The sequence below is a fragment of the Endozoicomonas sp. 2B-B genome (assembly GCF_053470045.1).
In genome coordinates this window covers 3,941,261-3,957,860 of record NZ_JBLZMU010000001.1, presented here as the reverse complement: position 1 = coordinate 3,957,860, position 16,600 = coordinate 3,941,261, and the positions used below count along the sequence as shown (strand labels likewise).

Sequence of the window (16,600 nt, the reverse complement as noted above, 5' to 3'; positions counted from 1 at the left end):
TGTCTGCCGATGCTGCAGGCGTTAGCCGGCAGCAGTGTGCAAGTTTTTTCTATTTTTTTGCCTCGTCAGCAAAATCTGTGGGGCATTTCTGGTTCGGGCAGGTTGCCCAGTGCATGATATAAAGCGATTTCTGCACATCTATAGGTTCTGAAACCATACGATTTTCTCGTAGTGAGTTTTATCTTGGTGTTCAGACCTTCCACAATTCCGCTGGAAAATGCTTTTTTTGCCCTGAACCAATTCAGGATCAGTGGTCTGTGTCGCCGAACAGTTTTAGCTACTTTCTTCATCGGTTCTATCTTTGACCGCATGACTCTTGTATACCACCGGTCCAGATACTTTCCTGCCCAGTGTGGTGATATGTAACTCCAGAACACTTGAAACTCCTCTCTGAGCAGATAGGCCCTGACACTTTTGAGATTATACTGAAGCACTGTATTTAACTTGATCTCTTCTTTCTCGGTCAGGTTTTCCTTTCGTTTCAGCAGACACCAACGGGTTTTTTTCAAAACAGGCTCATAACCATCAGCCTGAAGCTGTTTGTGTTCTGATGCTCTGACCTTATCGATGGCCTTGTTCAGCATGGCCACAATGTGAAATCGATCCAGAATATGCAGCGCCTGATTGGCAAACTCGGCGATCGCCTTTACATAGGGCTTCCACATGTCAGAGCAGACATACTTCAGTTGCTGACTACGCTCAGGGCCAAAAAAGAAGAAAAAGTTTCTAATTGTGGCTTCAGTACGATCCTGACCAACCCATAATAGCCGGGTGCAACTGCGATCAATCTGATAAACCACTGTCAGGTATTTATGTCCGACCTGGTAAGCCACTTCATCAACGCCAATGGCCTTGATATTGTCGAGTGAACGTTGCGCTTTGCCCCACTCAACCATGTACTCCACAGCATGAAATACTTTCTCCCATGAGGTATTGAAAGTACTGGCAACCTCTTTCCAAGACAGCTTTCTGGCCCAGTTTGCCAGAAATTGCATATAGGCTTTGGTCAGCTCCTTCTTACCTTCAGCCCATGGGACTTGCTCAACCTTTACGCCGCACGTCTTACATTCCACCCGGCGCATTCTATAGAGCAAGAAAACTCTGATTCCCCAGAGAGGAACAAACTCGAAACGACGCTCAGCAAGATGATCATAGCCCGGAGCAGGTTTCTGGCATCCTGAGCAGATAGCGTGACTGTTCTTTCGTGGAACAACGGCTACATTAAATACTTCAGAGCCTTGGTAGAAGCCAAGTTTCACATCCTGATAAACAAATGACTTGAGTTTATGAACTTTATTGAGGATAGTTTTTATTAGCATCAGCGGTGTTTCTTGTGGTTATTTTGTCTGCTAACAAAAAACCTATCAAAAATCAGCCGCTGGTGCTTCTACCTTTCAAATTGACTCATTTTTACCCACAGATATCCCTGAAGAGCCAAAAAAAGAGGCAAAGCCCTATCAGGTTAAAGATACACGAGATTTTCTAACTAGAATTGGAGTTAAACCATGAACACAATGACATACAAAGGCTATGCAGCTAGCATAGAATACAGTGACGATGATGAATGCTTTATTGGTCATATTGCAGGCATTAAAGATCGAGTTGGTTTTCATGGTGAGTCAGTAACAGAATTGAAAGATGCTTTTCACGACGCAGTTGAAGATTATCTCGAAACTTGTGCCTCTGTGGGCAAAGAGCCTCAGAAACCATACTCTGGAAAATTGATGCTACGTATTCCACCAGAACTTCATGCAACTATTGCAACAGCAGCTCAGGTTAGCGGTCAAAGTATCAACCAATGGATTTCAAGAGCCTTAGTTCAAGCTTCTCGCATATAAACCAGCGCATAACAAGTGCGTGGTGTCGCCAGCAAGCTGGCTGGGACTGCCGCCTGCGGCGTCAGCCCCACACGCAGGCGTTATGCCTTTAATCCTCAACAGTGCTATTACCACTATTATCTCTGGTACATATTCTTACTCGATATTCTTACTCGCACACATCCATCTTTAGATTCAGTAGTTATTTGTGTAACAGAGTTGCCATGGTTTATTTGCTGCAAAGTTGCTGTTTGATCTTCTGAAGGTAAACTAATTTGAATAGGATCTCCCTCCTGTGTGCCATAAATGAAAACTCCTTCTCCACGCTGTTGAAGCTGAATAGAAATTCCACTGCTATGTGACAAATCGGGCATTGGAGGCATTAGAGGCATTAGAGGCATTGGAGGCATTAGAGGCATTGGAGGCATTGGAGGCATTGGAGGCATTGAGGGCGTTGCCGGTAAAAATTGTGCCGATATTGATAACCTATGTGCTCCAAATGTGTATGGAGCATATCGTTGACGACGTGAATGTCGTGGGTGACGTGATTCTTCATGGTTAGACATTACACAAATAACATCAACGCATTTATCATGCTCTTCAGTACTGTACTCTGGAGTATGAATACAAGCTTTCTGCATGCAATTCGGGCATGTATCATGGGCCTCAAACCAAGGGGCTATACAAGTGGCATGATATAAATGCTCACAACAAAGTTGTTGTACATTGTCACTATCTTCTAAAACTTCCAGGCATAAAGAGCAAGCCTCTTGCGCTAATGCTTGTAGAGGGATGATGAATAAAGATACGGTCAACAACTTAAAGATAAAAATTTTGTTCATGATGGAAGTCTATGCGCCTCAGCCCAGCTTAGTATAGGCATAACAAAAAAATCCAGCGGGCTGCCTTCGGCAGCCCCTGGTTTTGGCGTTACATTCGCTCAAACAATCCGTCATTTATCTGTATAACTTGCTTATAGGAACTCTCAGGACTAGATTCTGTTTATACGGAAGATATCCGTACAAATGGAGGATGAAAAATGGCTACTGCACGCTTAGACCTGAGACTTGATGAGGAAATCAAGGCTAAAGCAGAGAAGGCTTCAGCTCTACTGGGGTTGAAGAGTTTGACAGAATACGTTGTCAGGCTCATGGATGAGGACTCTACACAGGTCATTTCAGAATACGAGAGCATTACAGTCGAAAACGATGTCTTTGATCGCTTTACAGAAGCTTGCGAGAAGGCAAAGGCTCCAAATAAGGCTTTGCTGGATGCCTTAGCATTTACCGAGGAGAACGGTGTCAAGTGAGCTGGTCAAAGGAGTTTGTGGAACTCGATAAAGGTATCCACGATAGAGCATCATTTGATTGCGGTGAAACTGAGCTTAATTTGTTCTTCCAGACTCAAGCTGCAAAACATATGCAGGCAGGTATCAGTCGTACAATGGTTCTGCCTGCATCAAACCCTTTGCCAAATCAAAAAATACCAATTTGTGCATTTTACAGCATCGCGCCAAGCTCTATCTGCCGTGATACTTTACCGAAAGCTTTAGCAAAAAAACTGCCACGATACCCTATTCCTGTATTTTTGATCGCACAGCTTGCGTTTCACCGAGAATTTCATGGTGAGGGGCTGGGAAAAACCTGTCTCATTAATGCCTTAAAATACCTGTGGGAGATAAACTCTCATATGCGTGCATACGCCATGATTGTTGATTGCTTAACAGATGCCGCAGAGAAGTTTTATACAAAATACGGGTTTGAAGTGCTGTGTGAACATAACGGTCGAGTTCGCATGTTTCTACCCATGAAAACAGTAGCCCAGCTTTTTGGTTCGTAGCCAACCGCAAATGTAACGAATAAGGATAGATTGCGCGCAGCCGCAATCTTATCCGGTTGTTGAATAAGCCCGGATTTGACAGCCTCTCGGAATGGTTTACGGGAAATAGCTTTTTCTCTGGCAGCCTTTATAGCTGATGCAGGTTGGTTTTGACTTTTGTTAAGCTGAGCGCGTCCCTGCCCCAGCTATTAATTGAGCATTGTCGTAAAATTATGTATTCAGATTGTGCTGGCTCTCCCCTGTTGAGTGAATTTAAGCCTTTTTTTATCGGTCAGCTGAAACCTGTGAACCGGAATGCTATGACTTTCATATCGCAGCCACAGGTTCTGCAGGCGTGTTTTGGTCGGATGATGGGTTCCAGAGGTTTCAGCATGACTTGCAAGATCAGCTGAATCGGGTTAAGTCTGCGTTTAGCCCGACAGTGCAGGAATCCGTAGTCACGGACTCGTCTCAACCCTTTGGGCAGCACATGCTGTAAAACCAGTCAGAGAAAGTCTTCTCCTTTTATGGTTCGCTGCTCTTTTGCATCGGTTTTACTGTTCCGGTAGATGAAAGTCACTTGTCCGTCATTATGACCTGTAATCTGCCGGTCAGCGATAACGCCCCGGTAGAGATATCTCGACAAGTATTTCAAAGCAGGTTCGCCTTTTCCGACGTGCTGACAATTCACCACCCAGATTTCGGGCAGCGATTTTTTAAGCGTTGGTGTCAGTAAACCTGCTTCATTCTGGCCGTACCGACCTGAACCTGATTCGTCAACAGATTGAAATTCCGGGCGCTCACTACTACTACTTCTGCGGCCCTTCAGGCTATATGTCCATGGTCAACAAAACACTTCAGGGCTGGGGGGGGCCATCAGAGAATATTCACTACGAGGTATTCGGTCCTCACAAAGACATCTAATCCCCCGGAGAGGGCTTCATGCTCTCTCCTGCCGGAGCCAGGTTAAGCGTTTTGGAAACACCGAGATTCCTCACCCGGTTTCAAAGCTGTTGGCCTTATTGAACGGCTAACAGCTCCGACAACTCAGTACGATTCTCAATCAGATCAACCAGCGTGATGCTTTTTTGTCACATTCCCACCTGCGCATGGTTATCCGGGCGTTAAGCCTGGTTTCTGACGCTCATTTTGTCCCCCTGCTCCTGCTAGATTCTTGATCCCGTTGGTGGTTCCGCCTACCTTGCCGGTTGTGCTGCCGGATTGACTGAAATGGCATTAATTTTCTGACACGATCAATAATCATTGTCTATCTTCTGTCCCTCAAAGCCTAAAAAGTGGTAAATAAGAGTGGATAGAAAGATTAAAATCCGTCTGGGTAGATGGCTGTTAATGTTCGTTTTGCTAATTCAGGGGCTATGGTGTTTTGGCGCATATACAAACCTGCCTAACATGATGAATAACCGGTTAATAGCTGCGGCGACCGGACAGCTTGTCAGCCAGAGTTTGGGCGGAGTAAGCGCACAGACGCTTGCAGTGGCACTGTCAAGAAAGGGTTTTTTGGTGGGAGTGGTAGATGCTGTGATTAGAAGGGTGACCAGTGAGCTGTTGACCTGTCCCAGACAAACGTACACCGATGCGCTGATCACCGTGAGCTCGAGTGTTGCAAGAACAGCCGTTTCTGGTTTGATGCACTGTTACATGCAGAGAAGAGGGTTTGGGATTAACCCAATACTGTACGCGGGTATTTACGCAGCAGCTGACACGGCCATAACGGATTGGGTTAATGTAAGACTTTACGCTGATGACGAGCACAACGAGCGCATTGTTGAAATAGTAGGCAGTCAGGCGGTGTTGCAGGGTCTCTTTGCAATGGCCGTTAGTGCCGTTGGTATTGGCATTGGGTACTCAAACGAGGGCAGCTGGTTGACTCAAATGACTGTCATCTATGGGGCGGTCGTTGCTTACATTGCATTCATTGAGCTCTCACTGGCTTTTGGCGAGTTAGCGATGTTGGGATAAGTCAGTGAAATCGAAGTTCGGATCGTTCTTCGATTGGGTCTATCTTTTGAAAACCCTAAATCTTATGAGGCTCAAACGTTCCTGACTCAAGTTATTGAACAGACCGATCAAGATAAAACGCCTCAAGCGGTGCATCGAACCGTTCTTGCCAACCTTCTGGATGCTAAAGGACATCATTCTTACCCGCTTTACGAGCAATATATGGACTGGTTGGTTTAATGGGACGTTTTTTCTGAACACCCCTGTTTGGCCAGTTCTGAAGCGAATTCCCTACGAAAGCCTCAAATGCAAGTAGGAACCTGACAACGTTGCTTGGCGAACGCATCCGGGTTGAAAATGGGTGATGTTGTCAAAGAGGGTGCTGGGGGGGCGAAATATGACCCTTGAGCAAGACTACCTTGGGCAAACGCTTTTTTCACACTACCGAAGTGTCGTCATCCTATTGGAAAAAGCGCCAAAGGCGTATTTAATGCCATTGCTCGAGCATTGGCTGCTTGGCCCAGGCAGTGAGACGATCAGAGAGACGCTGTAATGAAGAATCAAAACAAGGAAGTAAACGATGATTCCCAGCCTTCAGAGCTTTCAACAATCGACCCCGGAAGATTCTGGCCAGGTTGTTACTGTTGAACAGGTATTTACCCTTAAGCTTTCGCCATTCACGACGGCGAGTATTAATACCACCACCTGGAACTACAAAGTGCACATGAGGGTGGTAATCAAGTCGACGACTGTGGGTATGTAATACGCCGGTCATTCCGAGCTGCCCGTCCAGACTTTTGTGGTTGCAGCTACGGTGACCGCAGGACATCGGACGTTGATCACGGCGCTGGCAGGCAGTGCATTCCAGCAGTGTCATTCCGGCAGCAGGTGTCCGGCAACTTCTACCCAAACACAGACAGGATTACTCCTGAATGCACTACCGTGTTTCATCGGGTTCGCTCATTCCGGTTGATGAAGCCAGAATGCCAGACCTGTTGAACCAGAGGTCAAACTGGATATTATTCACGGTCGCCGGTTGGGCAGACCTCCCCGAGTAAGAGCATGAACTGTCAGTACACAAAGCTTCCGCGTCCTGCTCACGCTCCTCACCTGCATCCATGCAGGCGACCGCTGCATTTACCGTGTCTCTCAAACCAGAGGGCTTTGTGATCGTTGGCTCACTCGCCCACGAGATTTGGCCTTGTATGCGATTTCTGGGGGACGCCCAGTCTCCGTCGGCTCACACCTTTGCAGTCAGACTGCCTCCGCACAACCCCTCGCGGGATTGCACTGTAAGCGCCAAATAAACCAGCGTACTGGCTGCCGCCCCCAAGATTTCTTATTCTTTGCCTGTCTTAACATTCCAGGGGAGAAGCTGTTCCAGTTTCTCAACGGTATCGGCGTAAGGCAGCTCTTTTAAAATATGGTTCAGGTAATTGAAAGGCTCCAGACCATTCACCTTTGCGCTTTCAATCAGGCTGTATAAAAGGGCACTGGCTTGCGCCCCTTTTGGCGTGTCTGCAAACATCCAGTTCTTGCGGCCAATAGCGAAGGGGCGGATGGTGTTTTCCGCTGCGGCATTACTGATATCCAGGTGGCCGTTGTCACAGTAAACGACCAGTTTTGGCCATTGGTTCAATGCATAGCTCATGGCTTGGTGCGACAGGCTGCCCGGGTCTAGCCTGGTTATGTTTTTCTCCAGCCATACATGAAAGTCGTCCAGTAGTGGCTTACTCTTTTGCTGACGCAGGATGGCTTTTTCTGATGGAGGAAGATCTCCTATTTCTTTCTCAATGGCGTAAAGCTTACCGATTTTGCCTAAAGCGACATTCGCCTTGCTAACGCGGGTGTTTTTCACCTTTTTGCCCGGTTTGGCTTCGCCCTTCCTGGCATCCAGAAATTTCCTGCGAACGTGGTCGAAGCAACCCGCCTGGGTGATGCCTTCTTGTTTGCATACAGCGTCGTAACTGGCATACCCGTCAGTTTGCAGGTAACCGCTGAACCCTTCGAACAGACGCAGGGGAACCTCCTTGCCTCTTGAGGGATCGTATTCAAACACCACCGATGTTTGTCCGGGTGGCCCACCAAGGCTGACCCACATATATTTGTCAGAGTTGATGGACTTGCTGGTTTCCTTGATCACCTGAATTCGGGTTTCGTCAGCATGGATCACCGAACCGGTCTTTTGATGATCTCTCATCAAATTGATGAGTGGCCGCAGTTCTGTAGACAGCCGAATCAAAGAGTTGGCCATCGTCGTCCGGGTGACAGAGCCACCGTATCGCTTGAGGATATTCTCTTGCCTGTACAAAGGCAGTGCGTCGCAGTACTTGGAGACAATGATCCAGGCCAGTGTGCAAACAGAGAGTGAAGATTTGGGCAGTGGGTGTTTTGGCAGCTCTGCAACTTTAATGACCCGCTTCTCCTGTCCATGCTCATCGACTTCTGGAAAGACTGCTTTCTCTTGCAGAATTTCTTTCACCTGAACCTTGGTCGGAACGATATCAAGCTCTTCACGGACTTTGACAAAGAAGGTATCAATGGCTCCGGCTTTTTCTTCTTCACTGAGTTCAGAGCGTTCCTGCACTCTGGGCAGAGACTCTGAAAATGACTTGCGCCCTGTTTTCTTTTTGCGTGGTTTTGGAGGCTCTTGCTCTGGCTGACCTTCAGCTTCGTCTTGCTCTCCGGTGCAGCCTTCCAGCTCCACCTCGTTGAAAATGTCGACCTGGCTGTTGTTTTTTTCAGTGCTTCTTCCGTACAGGCGGGATCGGGAGAGCCTCAGGTACTCTTCCAGTTGCGCAATGCGTTTTTTTTGAGAATCGATGACCTCTGACTTCTTTTGAATAATGTCGTCTTTTTCAAGAAGGGCATTTTCTTTTTCAAGAAGGGCATTTTCTTTTTCAAGAAGGGCATTTTCTTTTTCAAGAATGACACTTTCCTGCGAATGGATCGCCTCAAACAAGGCGACCATTTCAGGGTTAGTCTCAGCCTGATGAAAGGGCAAATCCAGTGCGGATTTCGGCTGAAAAATCAGAGTGTCGGCGGTCGATTTCATGGTCGCTATTTTACCATAAAACCCTGAAAAACAGGACTAAAAACAGCTCTCATAATGCCTTTTTTTATGGGGTTGCATGGCATTGAGATTGTAGCCGTCCAGCAGCCAGTTTAATTGTTTCCCGGTTAATGTAACCAGCTCTTCGTCCGGTTTGGGCCAGTGGAATTTGTCCTCAGACAGGCTCTTGTAATAAAGCACAAAACCATTATCTTCCCAGAACAGGCACTTGATTTTATTACGCTGCCGGTTGGTAAACGCATATAAATAGCCGTCAAAGGGGTTGTGCCCCAGCTCTTGTTCAACCAACACAGCAAGCCCACGAAATGACTTGCGAAAGTCAATCGGCTCCCGGTAGAGAAACACCTTTGGTAATACCTCTGACGGTCGCATAACCGGGGTGTTCATAGCATATCCCTCACCAGTTGCTCACAAAGCGACAGGTTACTTTCATCAATACCGGACACTGTTACACCACTGGGTAGGGTGATGGAGAGTGGTGTTATCCGAGAAGGCGCACCAGGTTCTGGTTGGGGTGTTACCTGGACAAAGCCAGAGTTGTTCGGGGTCGGTTTTACGCTGGGGGTTGTGTCGAGTTTACGCTTCCAGTATCCGAATTTGGATACCCTTATACCATGCTGTTGGCACCACGCACTCTGAGTCAAACCTGAATCCCGCCACGACTGAACACGCTCTAGCCATTCACTGTCTGCGGGTAATTTCTTTGACATATTGGCCTCCTTATATCGGGAGGCTAATCATTTCAAATGGGGTTTTGATTCTGAAGGGCGTGGGTTTATTTGGCGTTTACATTGCACTTGCCTTAAGCTAGTGGTTATCATCGGTTGGCTTATTAGGCGCAAGATCCGATACTGGTTTACCTACAGGGGACTTTCACCCCATAAGTTCATGCCCATGCCGGGCGTACCAAGTGCATCCAGGTGACGCCTATGGCGCACCTGATGCAGGCGTTAGCTGCTAAGAGTGAATATGCACATTCCATCAAAATTTAAAGAAGAAAACTTGGATAAATTGTATGAGTTTATTCAGGAGTATCCGCTTGGCACTCTAATAGTTTCAGCTGAAAATACTTTGGATGCTGACCATATTCCGTTTTATCTTCAGAAACGAAAGAATGCACAGGTAATACTTCAAAGCCATATTGCAAAAGTAAACCCTTTATGGAAAAAGGTCTCAGACGGTCAGGAGGTTCTGCTTATCTTTCATGGACCAAACGCTTATATCAGCCCGAATTTTTATCCATCAAAGAAAGAAACGGGTAAAGTCGTTCCAACATGGAATTACTCTGTCGTACACGTTAGAGGTCGAATTTTTTTCAGACATGAAAGTGACTGGATTATTCAGCTGCTCAACAATATTTCTGACTTTCATGAACTAAACCAAACCTTTCCTTGGTCAGTTTCAGATGCTCCGTTTGAGTTCACTAAAAAACTGATAAATGCTGTTGTTGGTTTGGAGGTCGTTATTGATGATATAGTTGGTAACTTCAAGTTAAGTCAAAATAAAACAGCATCAGACTATTCAGGTGTCGTAAACGGTTTGGCGGCCTCAGAAAACAATTCAGATATTTCTGTGTCCAAAAAAATGCAACAATCAGCACGCAGCTAACAGGTGCGTGGTGTCGGCAGCAAGCTGCCTGGGACACCGCCTGCGGCGGTGCCCCACACGCAGGCGTTAGCCGTCATAATAACATCGAGATGTATCGTAATGTCAGGAATAGTAGATCTTGGAAAACTTCTGGAAAGTATGAACCCAGTGCTAGTTGAGGATGAATTTGTATTTTGCAATGTATCAGGTCAACTGTCCGAGTATATTAATTTAAACCCTCTTGCTACTTTCAATGAATCAGAGGGCTTAACATTGGTTTTACCAAAAAAATGTGCTGAAAGTGCTGGCATTAGTTTTGAAAATACCTACAAGCAAATCACTTTAACTGTGCATTCAAGCTTGGAGGCTGTTGGTTTAACAGCAGCAATATCAAACAAACTTGCTTCAAAAGGTGTCAGTGCAAATGTAATTGCAGCATATTTTCATGATCATGTTTTTGTTCAATCTGAAAAAGCTAACGCTGCATTAGCAGCTTTGCACGAAATATCGGGGAAAAATGGCTAACAAGCACATGGTGTCACCAGCAAGCTGGCTGGGTCGCCTACGGTGCCCGACATGTAGGCGGTTATGTGGCAAAAATCAACAATTGAGTAAAACGAGAAAAATATGAGAACTATTGGTCTGCTTGGAGGAATGAGTTGGGAATCTACCGCAAGCTATTACAAAGCAATAAATGAAGGTATCAAAGAAGTACTTGGTGGCTTACATTCCGCCAAAATCTGCCTCTATAGTGTTGACTTTGATGAAATAGAAAAGCTGCAACATTCTGGTCGCTGGGATAAGACAGGAAAAATTCTTTCTCAAGCCGCTCAATCAGTTGAAGCGGGTGGAGCTGACTTTATCCTCATCTGTACAAATACAATGCACAAGGTTTCAGAAGAGATTCAATCTTCTATTTCAATACCACTTGTTCATATTGCAGACGCAACCGCAGAAAAACTTATCACTGATGGAATAAAGCGGGTTGGTTTGCTTGGTACAAAATTTACAATGGAGCAAGATTTTTACAAAAATCGAGTTTCAGAAAATTATGGTATAGAGGTTATTGTTCCAAACGATCAAGATCAAAACATTATTCATAAAGTAATTTACAATGAGCTGTGCCTTGGTGAAATTAATGATGAATCGAGAGAAAAATATCTCGAAATTATCAGCAACTTATATTCGCAAGGAGCAGAAGCGGTAATTCTTGGTTGTACTGAAATTGCGTTGCTTGTTCAACAGCAGCATACAAATATCCCGCTATACGACACAACACAAATTCATGCAGCACAAGCTGTGAAGTTGGCAACCAGTCAAAGTGCCGCATAACAAGTGTGTGGTGTCGGCAGCAAGCTTCCTGGGGCGCCGCTTGCAGCGGTGCCGCACAGGCAGGCGTTATGCCCTTATACCAAGAAAACAAATTACAATCTGACCGGTGAGAAAAATATAATGGCTAAAAAAGAATCACTCCTAAAACTCATAGAGATCATTGAGTCCCACAAGGCAAACCGAACAGATATGATGTTCAGAAATTTTTTTTCTTCAGCATGTCATTTATCCCTTCAAGGGAAAGACGAAGCTTCGAGAAAAGTTCTCAGGAGCCTTTTTGATTGGCTTGGATATGAGAATAGGAAAACATACTTCAATAACATAATTCACACACTCCCTCAATACGCTGAAGATTATGCTTGGGAAATATCAGCAAATTGTGAATTTAATGAGTTAGTTCAGAAAATTACTAGAAGCAAAGAGCCAGCATAAGTTAAAAAAGGGCAAGCAATGAAAGTGGTTTCTATAGATACTGCCAAGCATTACAAATGGGGCGAAAAGTGTGATGGTTGGCATCTCGTAAAGTCTGCCATGCTCAGTGTAATCCAAGAGCGTGTTCCCAGTGGCTGTAGTGAAATTCGACATTTTCACCAAAAGTCAGAGCAGTTTTTCTACATATTATCTGGTAACGCAGTTATTGAAGCTGATGGAGTGGTTCATTCGTTGATTACAGGACAAGGCTTGCATATTCCGGCTAAAGTCCCACATCAGCTTAAAAATACAAGCTCTCAAGATTTGGTTTTTGTTGTTACATCTGTTCCGCCGAGTCATGGTGATCGTATCGAAGCACGGGCATAACGAATGCTTCCAGTTCGTTCCGGGGCTTCGCCCCTCCACCCGACGTCGGCGGCGCGGCTGAAGCGGGCGTTAAGCCGGACTACCTATCATTGACATACTATAAATGATATATATACTATATTTGGTATGTGGGAAATATACGAACATAAGAAATTGGCTGGTCAGCTTCGAAAAATTCCGAAGGATGTCTTGCAAAGGTATGAAAAATGGAAGGATATCGTAATGATCTCAGGCCCTGGAGGCCTAAAGCAGATTCGTGGATTTAATGATGAGGCCCTACGTGGAGAGTGGAAGGGCTTTCGATCATCACGCCTAAATATGCGATATAGAGTGATTTACAAAGTTGAGAAAGACAATGTTCTTGTGCAGGTCGTAAAAGTAACTCCACACGACTACAGGAGAAAATGAAATGAGCGAATACAGGAAAGCTAAACGTCATGTAGAGGTGTCAGTGGGCGATTCGGTTCGGATTGTACGAGAGCTTCAAGAGCTCAGTCAGAATGAACTTGCGGAAATAACTGGGATACCGCAGTCTACACTTTCTGCAATCGAAAATAATCGAGTCAATCTTGGCGTTGAAAGGGCCAAGATCTTAGCTCGTGCCTTAAAATGTCATCCAGCCGTTCTAGTTTTTCCTGGTTGGGATATTAATCAAGAATCAGCGGCTTAATTGCTTTATATCTCAAACATGGCTTTCAAGCATTACATCAAGCAGAGCAGAATTCTGTAACAACAACGATCATGGTGTATCAAACAGACGCATAAAAAAAATTCAGGTGACGCCTACAGCACACCTGATTTAGGCGCTATGTTGCATACAAATCAAAGGAGTCATTCATCAAATGGACTTTCTTGTCCCCAAAGTGTTGGAAACAGAGAGATTAATTCTCAGACAATTCGAAGACGGTGATTGGGTTGATTTGCACAAATATTATTGTGACTCAGTAGCTACAAAATTCACAACTGGTCGCTCTTTTACAGAGGGTGAAACATGGAGAGCTATGGCAGGAATGATTGGCCATTGGCAACTACGAGGTTATGGCCCTTATGCTGTTGTAGAAAAGTCCAGTAACGCTGTACTGGGTCCAGTAGGCTTCTGGTATCCTAACGACAGGCCATCTCCAGAAATAAAGTGGGCACTGGCTCCGGAGTTCTGGGGACATGGCTTTGCAAAGGAGGCAACTCTGATTGTTCAAGCAACTGGCAAAAAATATATGCCAGATTTGTCTTTGATAAGTTTTATTCATTCAGAGAACTTGGCATCAAAAAAGCTAGCGAAATCTGTAGGTGCAAATCTCGAAAAAGAAACAGAGTTCAGAGGTGGGCTCTGGCAAATCTACCGCCATCCAAATGCAACATAACAATTACAGGCAAAGGGATGGCTCACTGCGTTCGGCACCCTTGCTACCAGCGTTAGCCCTCCTAAATCCAGCTAAGATCAATCCCTTGACTTTATTTGGCTCCAGAGTAAACTTAAAATCAATAAATTGATCTTATAGTAATTTTCATGTTAACTATATCTGGCAATGAAATAATAAAGCGCCTCTACTTTGATAACCCATGGTGGGAAACCTCCAATATTGAATCTAGGTACCAAAATTATCCCAAGAGGTTTTACTTTACTCCTTTCTTTGAATTGGTTAGAGAGTCATCTATAAATAGAGCTGCTGTCTTAATGGGGCCTAGACGAGTTGGTAAAACTGTTATGGTTTACCATACAATTGGAAAGTTACTTGAAGAAGGTGTCAGTCCGACCAGCATTCTTTATGTTTCTTTGGAAACACCTATATATACGGGTCTTTCGCTTGAACAAGTTTTAAATTTTTTTAATGAAGAATTTAAGCATAAGAGAGATAGCAAACTCTATATAATTTTTGATGAGATACAATATCTTCCAAACTGGGAAGTTCATTTAAAATCACTTGTTGATTCATATGCATCTCATAAGTATATTGCCGCAGGTTCAGCCGCTGCTGCTCTTAAATTGAAAAGCCGTGAATCAGGTGCAGGTCGGTTCACAGAATTCCTTCTCCCATCTCTAACATTCGCCGAGTACATTTCGTTTATCAATAAGTCAGATAAACTCATGAGCTATGATGATGAATTTTGGGAAGCATTAGATATAGAAGAACTAAACAAAGAGTTTGTAAACTATCTTAACTATGGTGGTTATCCTGAAGCTGTATTTTCATCATTGATACAAGAAGACAGCTCTAGATATATAAAGAGTGACATAATTGATAAAGTGCTTTTAAGAGACTTGCCAAGTCTTTATGGGATAAATGATGTTCAAGAATTGAATAAACTTTTTAATGCTATGGCCTATAACACAGGTAATGAAATAACTTTAGAGTCATTGTCAAAGTCGTCAGGTGTTTCAAAAAATACCATAAAAAAATATATTGAGTATTTAGAAGCTGCTTTTCTAATAAAGATTATTCATCGTGTAGATATTAGTGCGAAAAAATTCAAAAGGGCAACAACGTTTAAGGTATATCTTACAAATCCTTCAATGAGGGCCGCTCTTTTTGGCCCTGTGGAGGGAAACCATGAAGCAATGGGAACCTTGACAGAAACAGCAATCTTCAGTCAGTGGGTACATAATCCCAATATAGAAAACTTACACTATGCTCGTTGGAAGGCAGGCGAAGTTGATATTGTGTTGTTAAATCTTGCAACTCAAAAGCCTTACTGGTGTGTTGAAGTAAAGTGGTCTGATTTACCATGCTCTGACTCTAGAGTTCTAAAGGGGATTATCGCATTTATAAAGCAGCATGATTTAGATGATGGCTTAGTAACCACAAAAACAATAACTCAGAAACAAACCGTTGATGGTGTTAAGCTACGATATAGGCCTAGTGCTGCTTACGCATACACCTTGGGGACAAATATACTCGGAGGGCTAAATCGGGTAGCCGGAGGATACTAACCTCCAACCCCCACCCCACGTAGCGTGCGGATCCGTACCGGGCGGTTCAACGAGGATGGTGAAACCTGATCCATAAGTCTTTCAGAGAAACAAGCCCAAGGTTTGCAAGAAAGCTGTCGTTCAATGCCTGCTGCACTGCAAAGGTTTTGGCCAGCCGGTAATACCCTTTGCTACTGGCTGCGATCGAGGCGTCTTTGATATTGTCAACGCCTAACTTGATCAGATTTATATAACGGGTTTTCGGCTTACGCCACTGCTTGATAATACAGCAACGGATGCCCGGGGGCGTGCTTTGCAATATTAATTATTTATGCATTTGTAGGTCGAATATGGTTGCGCAAAACTGATAACAAATAAATCAGCCTGTTGCCTGGCGGCACAGGTTATTAAGGCGTTAGGTGCTCACAACTTCACATCGCGCAATGGCTCTGCTATCAGGGGAAATTCAGAAATTACCTTCTTGTCCATCGTGAACAGTTTTGTCCCAAGGTTCATAGCCAAAGAAACATATTCGCAGTCGTATGCTGAGCAGTTGCTCTGATTTACAAGGGATAACACGTTCAGTGATTTGATGTCATATTCATTACCAGACATTAATGTTTCAGCTTCATTCTGTATCTGGAGAGCTTTGTCGTAGGTAATAAGCTCCTTTCTCAGATACAGTGCTAAAACATTTCTAAATTCGCTACGCCAGAGGTGAGGAGCAACCCACAACGGGTCAATTTCGAGAAGTTTTTCCGCATGCGGGGTGTATTTCGTTGGCAAGTACAAATAAACGAGTACATTGGTATCAACAACAATCATGCTCTGCCTTTATTAATCGCATCTTGGATATCGTCAATATCAACCAGATTGGCATCAATCCCTCTACGTAGCTCTCTGGCACGCTGCAAGTGCTCGGAAGGGTTCACTCGCTTAGGCAAAAGCATTTGCTCAAGACAATGAATTAACTCACTATTTATGCTTCTGTGGTGGGCGGAAGCCGCTTCTTTCAACCTGTTATAAAGAGTTTCGGGTATGTTTTTAACCGTAATGGCTGGCATTGCCTAACCTCCTGAAATGTCATAATGGTTTCATTATGGTTGCAAAGTGTCAATCAGTCAAACAACGCACCTAAATCGGGTAGCCGCAGGTCTCTAACCTCCAGCCCCCACACCACCAAGGCGTGCGGATCCGCACCGGGCGGTTCACCGAGGATGGTGAAACCTGATCCATAAATCTTTCAGAGAAACAAGTCCAAGGTTTGCAAGAAAGCTGTCGTTCAATGCCTGCCTTTCACTCCATAAG

General features: G+C 44.6%; 24 protein-coding genes and 3 pseudogenes. 17 read left to right on the top strand and 10 right to left on the bottom strand.

Features of this window, described 5'->3' with window-relative positions; translation table 11 throughout:
- Positions 1 to 65: 65 nt before the first annotated feature.
- Positions 66 to 1,319: an ISL3 family transposase gene (locus ACOMHB_RS15160; protein ID WP_448217236.1), complete on the bottom strand. Its 1,254-nt coding sequence runs from the start codon at positions 1,317 to 1,319 to the stop codon at positions 66 to 68.
- 186 nt (positions 1,320 to 1,505) lie between these two features.
- Here ACOMHB_RS15160 and ACOMHB_RS15155 point away from each other — a divergent pair, with 186 nt between their 5' ends.
- Both ACOMHB_RS15155 and ACOMHB_RS15150 read left to right on the top strand, forming a co-directional pair.
- A complete protein-coding gene (locus ACOMHB_RS15155) occupies positions 1,506 to 1,838 on the top strand; it encodes a type II toxin-antitoxin system HicB family antitoxin (RefSeq protein ID WP_257282032.1) in 333 nt (110 codons plus the stop codon).
- Positions 1,839 to 2,175: 337 nt separating this feature from the next.
- The gene (locus tag ACOMHB_RS15150; RefSeq protein WP_448218682.1) at positions 2,176 to 2,379 is read left to right on the top strand and encodes a hypothetical protein; all 204 of its coding nucleotides are present in this window, start codon (positions 2,176 to 2,178) and stop codon (positions 2,377 to 2,379) included.
- Between the two features lie 91 nt (positions 2,380 to 2,470).
- On the opposite strand, the pseudogene ACOMHB_RS15145 reads toward ACOMHB_RS15150, so the two are convergent.
- Positions 2,471 to 2,659 (bottom strand): annotated as a pseudogene (locus tag ACOMHB_RS15145) (RING finger domain-containing protein); the annotation flags it as partial.
- 197 nt (positions 2,660 to 2,856) lie between these two features.
- Here ACOMHB_RS15145 and ACOMHB_RS15140 point away from each other — a divergent pair.
- Positions 2,857 to 3,126, top strand: a complete 270-nt coding sequence (locus ACOMHB_RS15140; RefSeq protein ID WP_448217235.1) for a type II toxin-antitoxin system TacA family antitoxin — start codon at positions 2,857 to 2,859, stop codon at positions 3,124 to 3,126.
- Entirely contained in the window at positions 3,123 to 3,656 is a 534-nt protein-coding gene (locus tag ACOMHB_RS15135) for a GNAT family N-acetyltransferase (RefSeq protein WP_448217234.1), read from the top strand. Before ACOMHB_RS15140 ends, ACOMHB_RS15135 begins: the two co-directional genes overlap by 4 nt.
- A gap of 271 nt (positions 3,657 to 3,927) precedes the next feature.
- Here ACOMHB_RS15135 and ACOMHB_RS15130 read toward each other — a convergent pair.
- Positions 3,928 to 4,383: pseudogene (locus ACOMHB_RS15130) on the bottom strand (transposase); the annotation flags it as partial.
- Here ACOMHB_RS15130 and ACOMHB_RS15125 point away from each other — a divergent pair.
- From ACOMHB_RS15125 to ACOMHB_RS15115, 3 genes are all read left to right on the top strand, one after another.
- Positions 4,362 to 4,559, top strand: a complete 198-nt coding sequence (locus tag ACOMHB_RS15125; RefSeq protein WP_448217233.1) for a hypothetical protein — start codon at positions 4,362 to 4,364, stop codon at positions 4,557 to 4,559. The pseudogene ACOMHB_RS15130 and the gene ACOMHB_RS15125 overlap by 22 nt on opposite strands.
- 384 nt (positions 4,560 to 4,943) lie before the next feature.
- The gene (locus ACOMHB_RS15120) at positions 4,944 to 5,615 is read left to right on the top strand and encodes a hypothetical protein (RefSeq protein ID WP_448217232.1); all 672 of its coding nucleotides are present in this window, start codon (positions 4,944 to 4,946) and stop codon (positions 5,613 to 5,615) included.
- Between the two features lie 33 nt (positions 5,616 to 5,648).
- Positions 5,649 to 5,834 (top strand): hypothetical protein, encoded by a 186-nt coding sequence (locus ACOMHB_RS15115; RefSeq protein ID WP_448217231.1) that lies wholly within the window; start codon positions 5,649 to 5,651, stop codon positions 5,832 to 5,834.
- A gap of 247 nt (positions 5,835 to 6,081) precedes the next feature.
- Here the strand turns inward: ACOMHB_RS15115 and ACOMHB_RS15110 are convergent.
- A pseudogene (locus tag ACOMHB_RS15110) lies at positions 6,082 to 6,498 on the bottom strand (transposase); the annotation flags it as partial.
- Positions 6,499 to 6,526: 28 nt separating this feature from the next.
- Here ACOMHB_RS15110 and ACOMHB_RS15105 point away from each other — a divergent pair.
- On the top strand, positions 6,527 to 6,652 hold the full coding sequence (locus ACOMHB_RS15105) for a hypothetical protein (protein WP_448217230.1): 126 nt from the start codon (positions 6,527 to 6,529) through the stop codon (positions 6,650 to 6,652).
- Between the two features lie 281 nt (positions 6,653 to 6,933).
- Here ACOMHB_RS15105 and tnpC read toward each other — a convergent pair whose 3' ends face one another.
- From tnpC to tnpA, 3 genes are read right to left on the bottom strand one after another with little or no spacing between them, the layout of a single operon-like run.
- Complete coding sequence (tnpC, locus tag ACOMHB_RS15100) at positions 6,934 to 8,649, bottom strand: IS66 family transposase (protein WP_448215655.1); 1,716 nt, start codon at positions 8,647 to 8,649, stop codon at positions 6,934 to 6,936.
- Positions 8,650 to 8,685: 36 nt separating this feature from the next.
- The gene (gene tnpB, locus ACOMHB_RS15095; RefSeq protein ID WP_448215654.1) at positions 8,686 to 9,054 is read right to left on the bottom strand and encodes an IS66 family insertion sequence element accessory protein TnpB; all 369 of its coding nucleotides are present in this window, start codon (positions 9,052 to 9,054) and stop codon (positions 8,686 to 8,688) included.
- Positions 9,051 to 9,377, bottom strand: a complete 327-nt coding sequence (tnpA, locus tag ACOMHB_RS15090; RefSeq protein WP_448215653.1) for an IS66 family insertion sequence element accessory protein TnpA — start codon at positions 9,375 to 9,377, stop codon at positions 9,051 to 9,053. The genes tnpB and tnpA overlap by 4 nt, the downstream gene beginning before the upstream one ends.
- A 259-nt stretch (positions 9,378 to 9,636) precedes the next feature.
- Here tnpA and ACOMHB_RS15085 point away from each other — a divergent pair, with 259 nt between their 5' ends.
- The 9 genes from ACOMHB_RS15085 to ACOMHB_RS15045 all read left to right on the top strand — a co-directional run bounded on the left by ACOMHB_RS15085 (position 9,637) and on the right by ACOMHB_RS15045 (position 15,313).
- Entirely contained in the window at positions 9,637 to 10,275 is a 639-nt protein-coding gene (locus ACOMHB_RS15085; protein WP_448217229.1) for an FMN-binding negative transcriptional regulator, read from the top strand.
- 99 nt (positions 10,276 to 10,374) lie between these two features.
- Positions 10,375 to 10,779, top strand: a complete 405-nt coding sequence (locus ACOMHB_RS15080; RefSeq protein WP_448217228.1) for an ACT domain-containing protein — start codon at positions 10,375 to 10,377, stop codon at positions 10,777 to 10,779.
- Between the two features lie 102 nt (positions 10,780 to 10,881).
- Complete coding sequence (locus ACOMHB_RS15075) at positions 10,882 to 11,586, top strand: aspartate/glutamate racemase family protein (protein ID WP_448217227.1); 705 nt, start codon at positions 10,882 to 10,884, stop codon at positions 11,584 to 11,586.
- Between the two features lie 3 nt (positions 11,587 to 11,589).
- The gene (locus ACOMHB_RS15070; RefSeq protein ID WP_448217226.1) at positions 11,590 to 12,018 is read left to right on the top strand and encodes a hypothetical protein; all 429 of its coding nucleotides are present in this window, start codon (positions 11,590 to 11,592) and stop codon (positions 12,016 to 12,018) included.
- An 18-nt stretch (positions 12,019 to 12,036) separates the two neighbouring features.
- Positions 12,037 to 12,384 carry a cupin domain-containing protein gene (locus ACOMHB_RS15065; RefSeq protein ID WP_422138104.1) on the top strand — a complete coding sequence of 116 codons (348 nt, stop codon included), beginning with the start codon at positions 12,037 to 12,039 and terminating at the stop codon, positions 12,382 to 12,384.
- Positions 12,385 to 12,510: 126 nt separating this feature from the next.
- Positions 12,511 to 12,792, top strand: coding sequence for a type II toxin-antitoxin system mRNA interferase toxin, RelE/StbE family (locus tag ACOMHB_RS15060; protein WP_422133954.1), 282 nt, complete (start codon positions 12,511 to 12,513; stop codon positions 12,790 to 12,792).
- Between the two features lies 1 nt (position 12,793).
- Positions 12,794 to 13,054 (top strand): helix-turn-helix domain-containing protein, encoded by a 261-nt coding sequence (locus tag ACOMHB_RS15055; RefSeq protein ID WP_422138103.1) that lies wholly within the window; start codon positions 12,794 to 12,796, stop codon positions 13,052 to 13,054.
- A 172-nt stretch (positions 13,055 to 13,226) separates the two neighbouring features.
- Positions 13,227 to 13,745, top strand: a complete 519-nt coding sequence (locus tag ACOMHB_RS15050; protein WP_448217225.1) for a GNAT family N-acetyltransferase — start codon at positions 13,227 to 13,229, stop codon at positions 13,743 to 13,745.
- 146 nt (positions 13,746 to 13,891) lie between these two features.
- Positions 13,892 to 15,313: an ATP-binding protein gene (locus ACOMHB_RS15045; protein ID WP_448217224.1), complete on the top strand. Its 1,422-nt coding sequence runs from the start codon at positions 13,892 to 13,894 to the stop codon at positions 15,311 to 15,313.
- Positions 15,314 to 15,359: 46 nt separating this feature from the next.
- Here the strand turns inward: ACOMHB_RS15045 and ACOMHB_RS15040 are convergent, their stop codons facing one another.
- The 3 genes from ACOMHB_RS15040 to ACOMHB_RS15030 form a co-directional block, all read right to left on the bottom strand.
- Entirely contained in the window at positions 15,360 to 15,611 is a 252-nt protein-coding gene (locus tag ACOMHB_RS15040; RefSeq protein WP_448217223.1) for a hypothetical protein, read from the bottom strand.
- A 104-nt stretch (positions 15,612 to 15,715) separates the two neighbouring features.
- Positions 15,716 to 16,117 carry a type II toxin-antitoxin system VapC family toxin gene (locus ACOMHB_RS15035; protein WP_448217222.1) on the bottom strand — a complete coding sequence of 134 codons (402 nt, stop codon included), beginning with the start codon at positions 16,115 to 16,117 and terminating at the stop codon, positions 15,716 to 15,718.
- On the bottom strand, positions 16,114 to 16,356 hold the full coding sequence (locus ACOMHB_RS15030; RefSeq protein WP_422133948.1) for a FitA-like ribbon-helix-helix domain-containing protein: 243 nt from the start codon (positions 16,354 to 16,356) through the stop codon (positions 16,114 to 16,116). Before ACOMHB_RS15030 ends, ACOMHB_RS15035 begins: the two co-directional genes overlap by 4 nt.
- Between the last annotated feature and the right edge of the window lie 244 nt (positions 16,357 to 16,600).

What these genes read in the sequence shown, in the direction of transcription:
- ACOMHB_RS15105 (WP_448217230.1), top strand. Translation starts at nt 6,527, where the DNA reads ATGCACTACCGTGTTTCATCGGGTTCGCTCATTCCGGTTGATGAAGCC.
- ACOMHB_RS15065 (WP_422138104.1), top strand. Translation starts at nt 12,037, where the DNA reads ATGAAAGTGGTTTCTATAGATACTGCCAAGCATTACAAATGGGGCGAA.
- ACOMHB_RS15045 (WP_448217224.1), top strand. Translation starts at nt 13,892, where the DNA reads ATGTTAACTATATCTGGCAATGAAATAATAAAGCGCCTCTACTTTGAT.
- ACOMHB_RS15080 (WP_448217228.1), top strand. Translation starts at nt 10,375, where the DNA reads ATGTCAGGAATAGTAGATCTTGGAAAACTTCTGGAAAGTATGAACCCA.
- ACOMHB_RS15050 (WP_448217225.1), top strand. Translation starts at nt 13,227, where the DNA reads ATGGACTTTCTTGTCCCCAAAGTGTTGGAAACAGAGAGATTAATTCTC.
- ACOMHB_RS15060 (WP_422133954.1), top strand. Translation starts at nt 12,511, where the DNA reads ATGTGGGAAATATACGAACATAAGAAATTGGCTGGTCAGCTTCGAAAA.
- tnpC (WP_448215655.1), bottom strand. Translation starts at nt 8,649, where the DNA reads ATGAAATCGACCGCCGACACTCTGATTTTTCAGCCGAAATCCGCACTG.
- ACOMHB_RS15030 (WP_422133948.1), bottom strand. Translation starts at nt 16,356, where the DNA reads ATGCCAGCCATTACGGTTAAAAACATACCCGAAACTCTTTATAACAGG.
- tnpA (WP_448215653.1), bottom strand. Translation starts at nt 9,377, where the DNA reads ATGTCAAAGAAATTACCCGCAGACAGTGAATGGCTAGAGCGTGTTCAG.
- ACOMHB_RS15155 (WP_257282032.1), top strand. Translation starts at nt 1,506, where the DNA reads ATGAACACAATGACATACAAAGGCTATGCAGCTAGCATAGAATACAGT.
- ACOMHB_RS15075 (WP_448217227.1), top strand. Translation starts at nt 10,882, where the DNA reads ATGAGAACTATTGGTCTGCTTGGAGGAATGAGTTGGGAATCTACCGCA.
- ACOMHB_RS15055 (WP_422138103.1), top strand. Translation starts at nt 12,794, where the DNA reads ATGAGCGAATACAGGAAAGCTAAACGTCATGTAGAGGTGTCAGTGGGC.
- ACOMHB_RS15085 (WP_448217229.1), top strand. Translation starts at nt 9,637, where the DNA reads ATGCACATTCCATCAAAATTTAAAGAAGAAAACTTGGATAAATTGTAT.
- ACOMHB_RS15035 (WP_448217222.1), bottom strand. Translation starts at nt 16,117, where the DNA reads ATGATTGTTGTTGATACCAATGTACTCGTTTATTTGTACTTGCCAACG.
- tnpB (WP_448215654.1), bottom strand. Translation starts at nt 9,054, where the DNA reads ATGAACACCCCGGTTATGCGACCGTCAGAGGTATTACCAAAGGTGTTT.
- ACOMHB_RS15140 (WP_448217235.1), top strand. Translation starts at nt 2,857, where the DNA reads ATGGCTACTGCACGCTTAGACCTGAGACTTGATGAGGAAATCAAGGCT.
- ACOMHB_RS15160 (WP_448217236.1), bottom strand. Translation starts at nt 1,319, where the DNA reads ATGCTAATAAAAACTATCCTCAATAAAGTTCATAAACTCAAGTCATTT.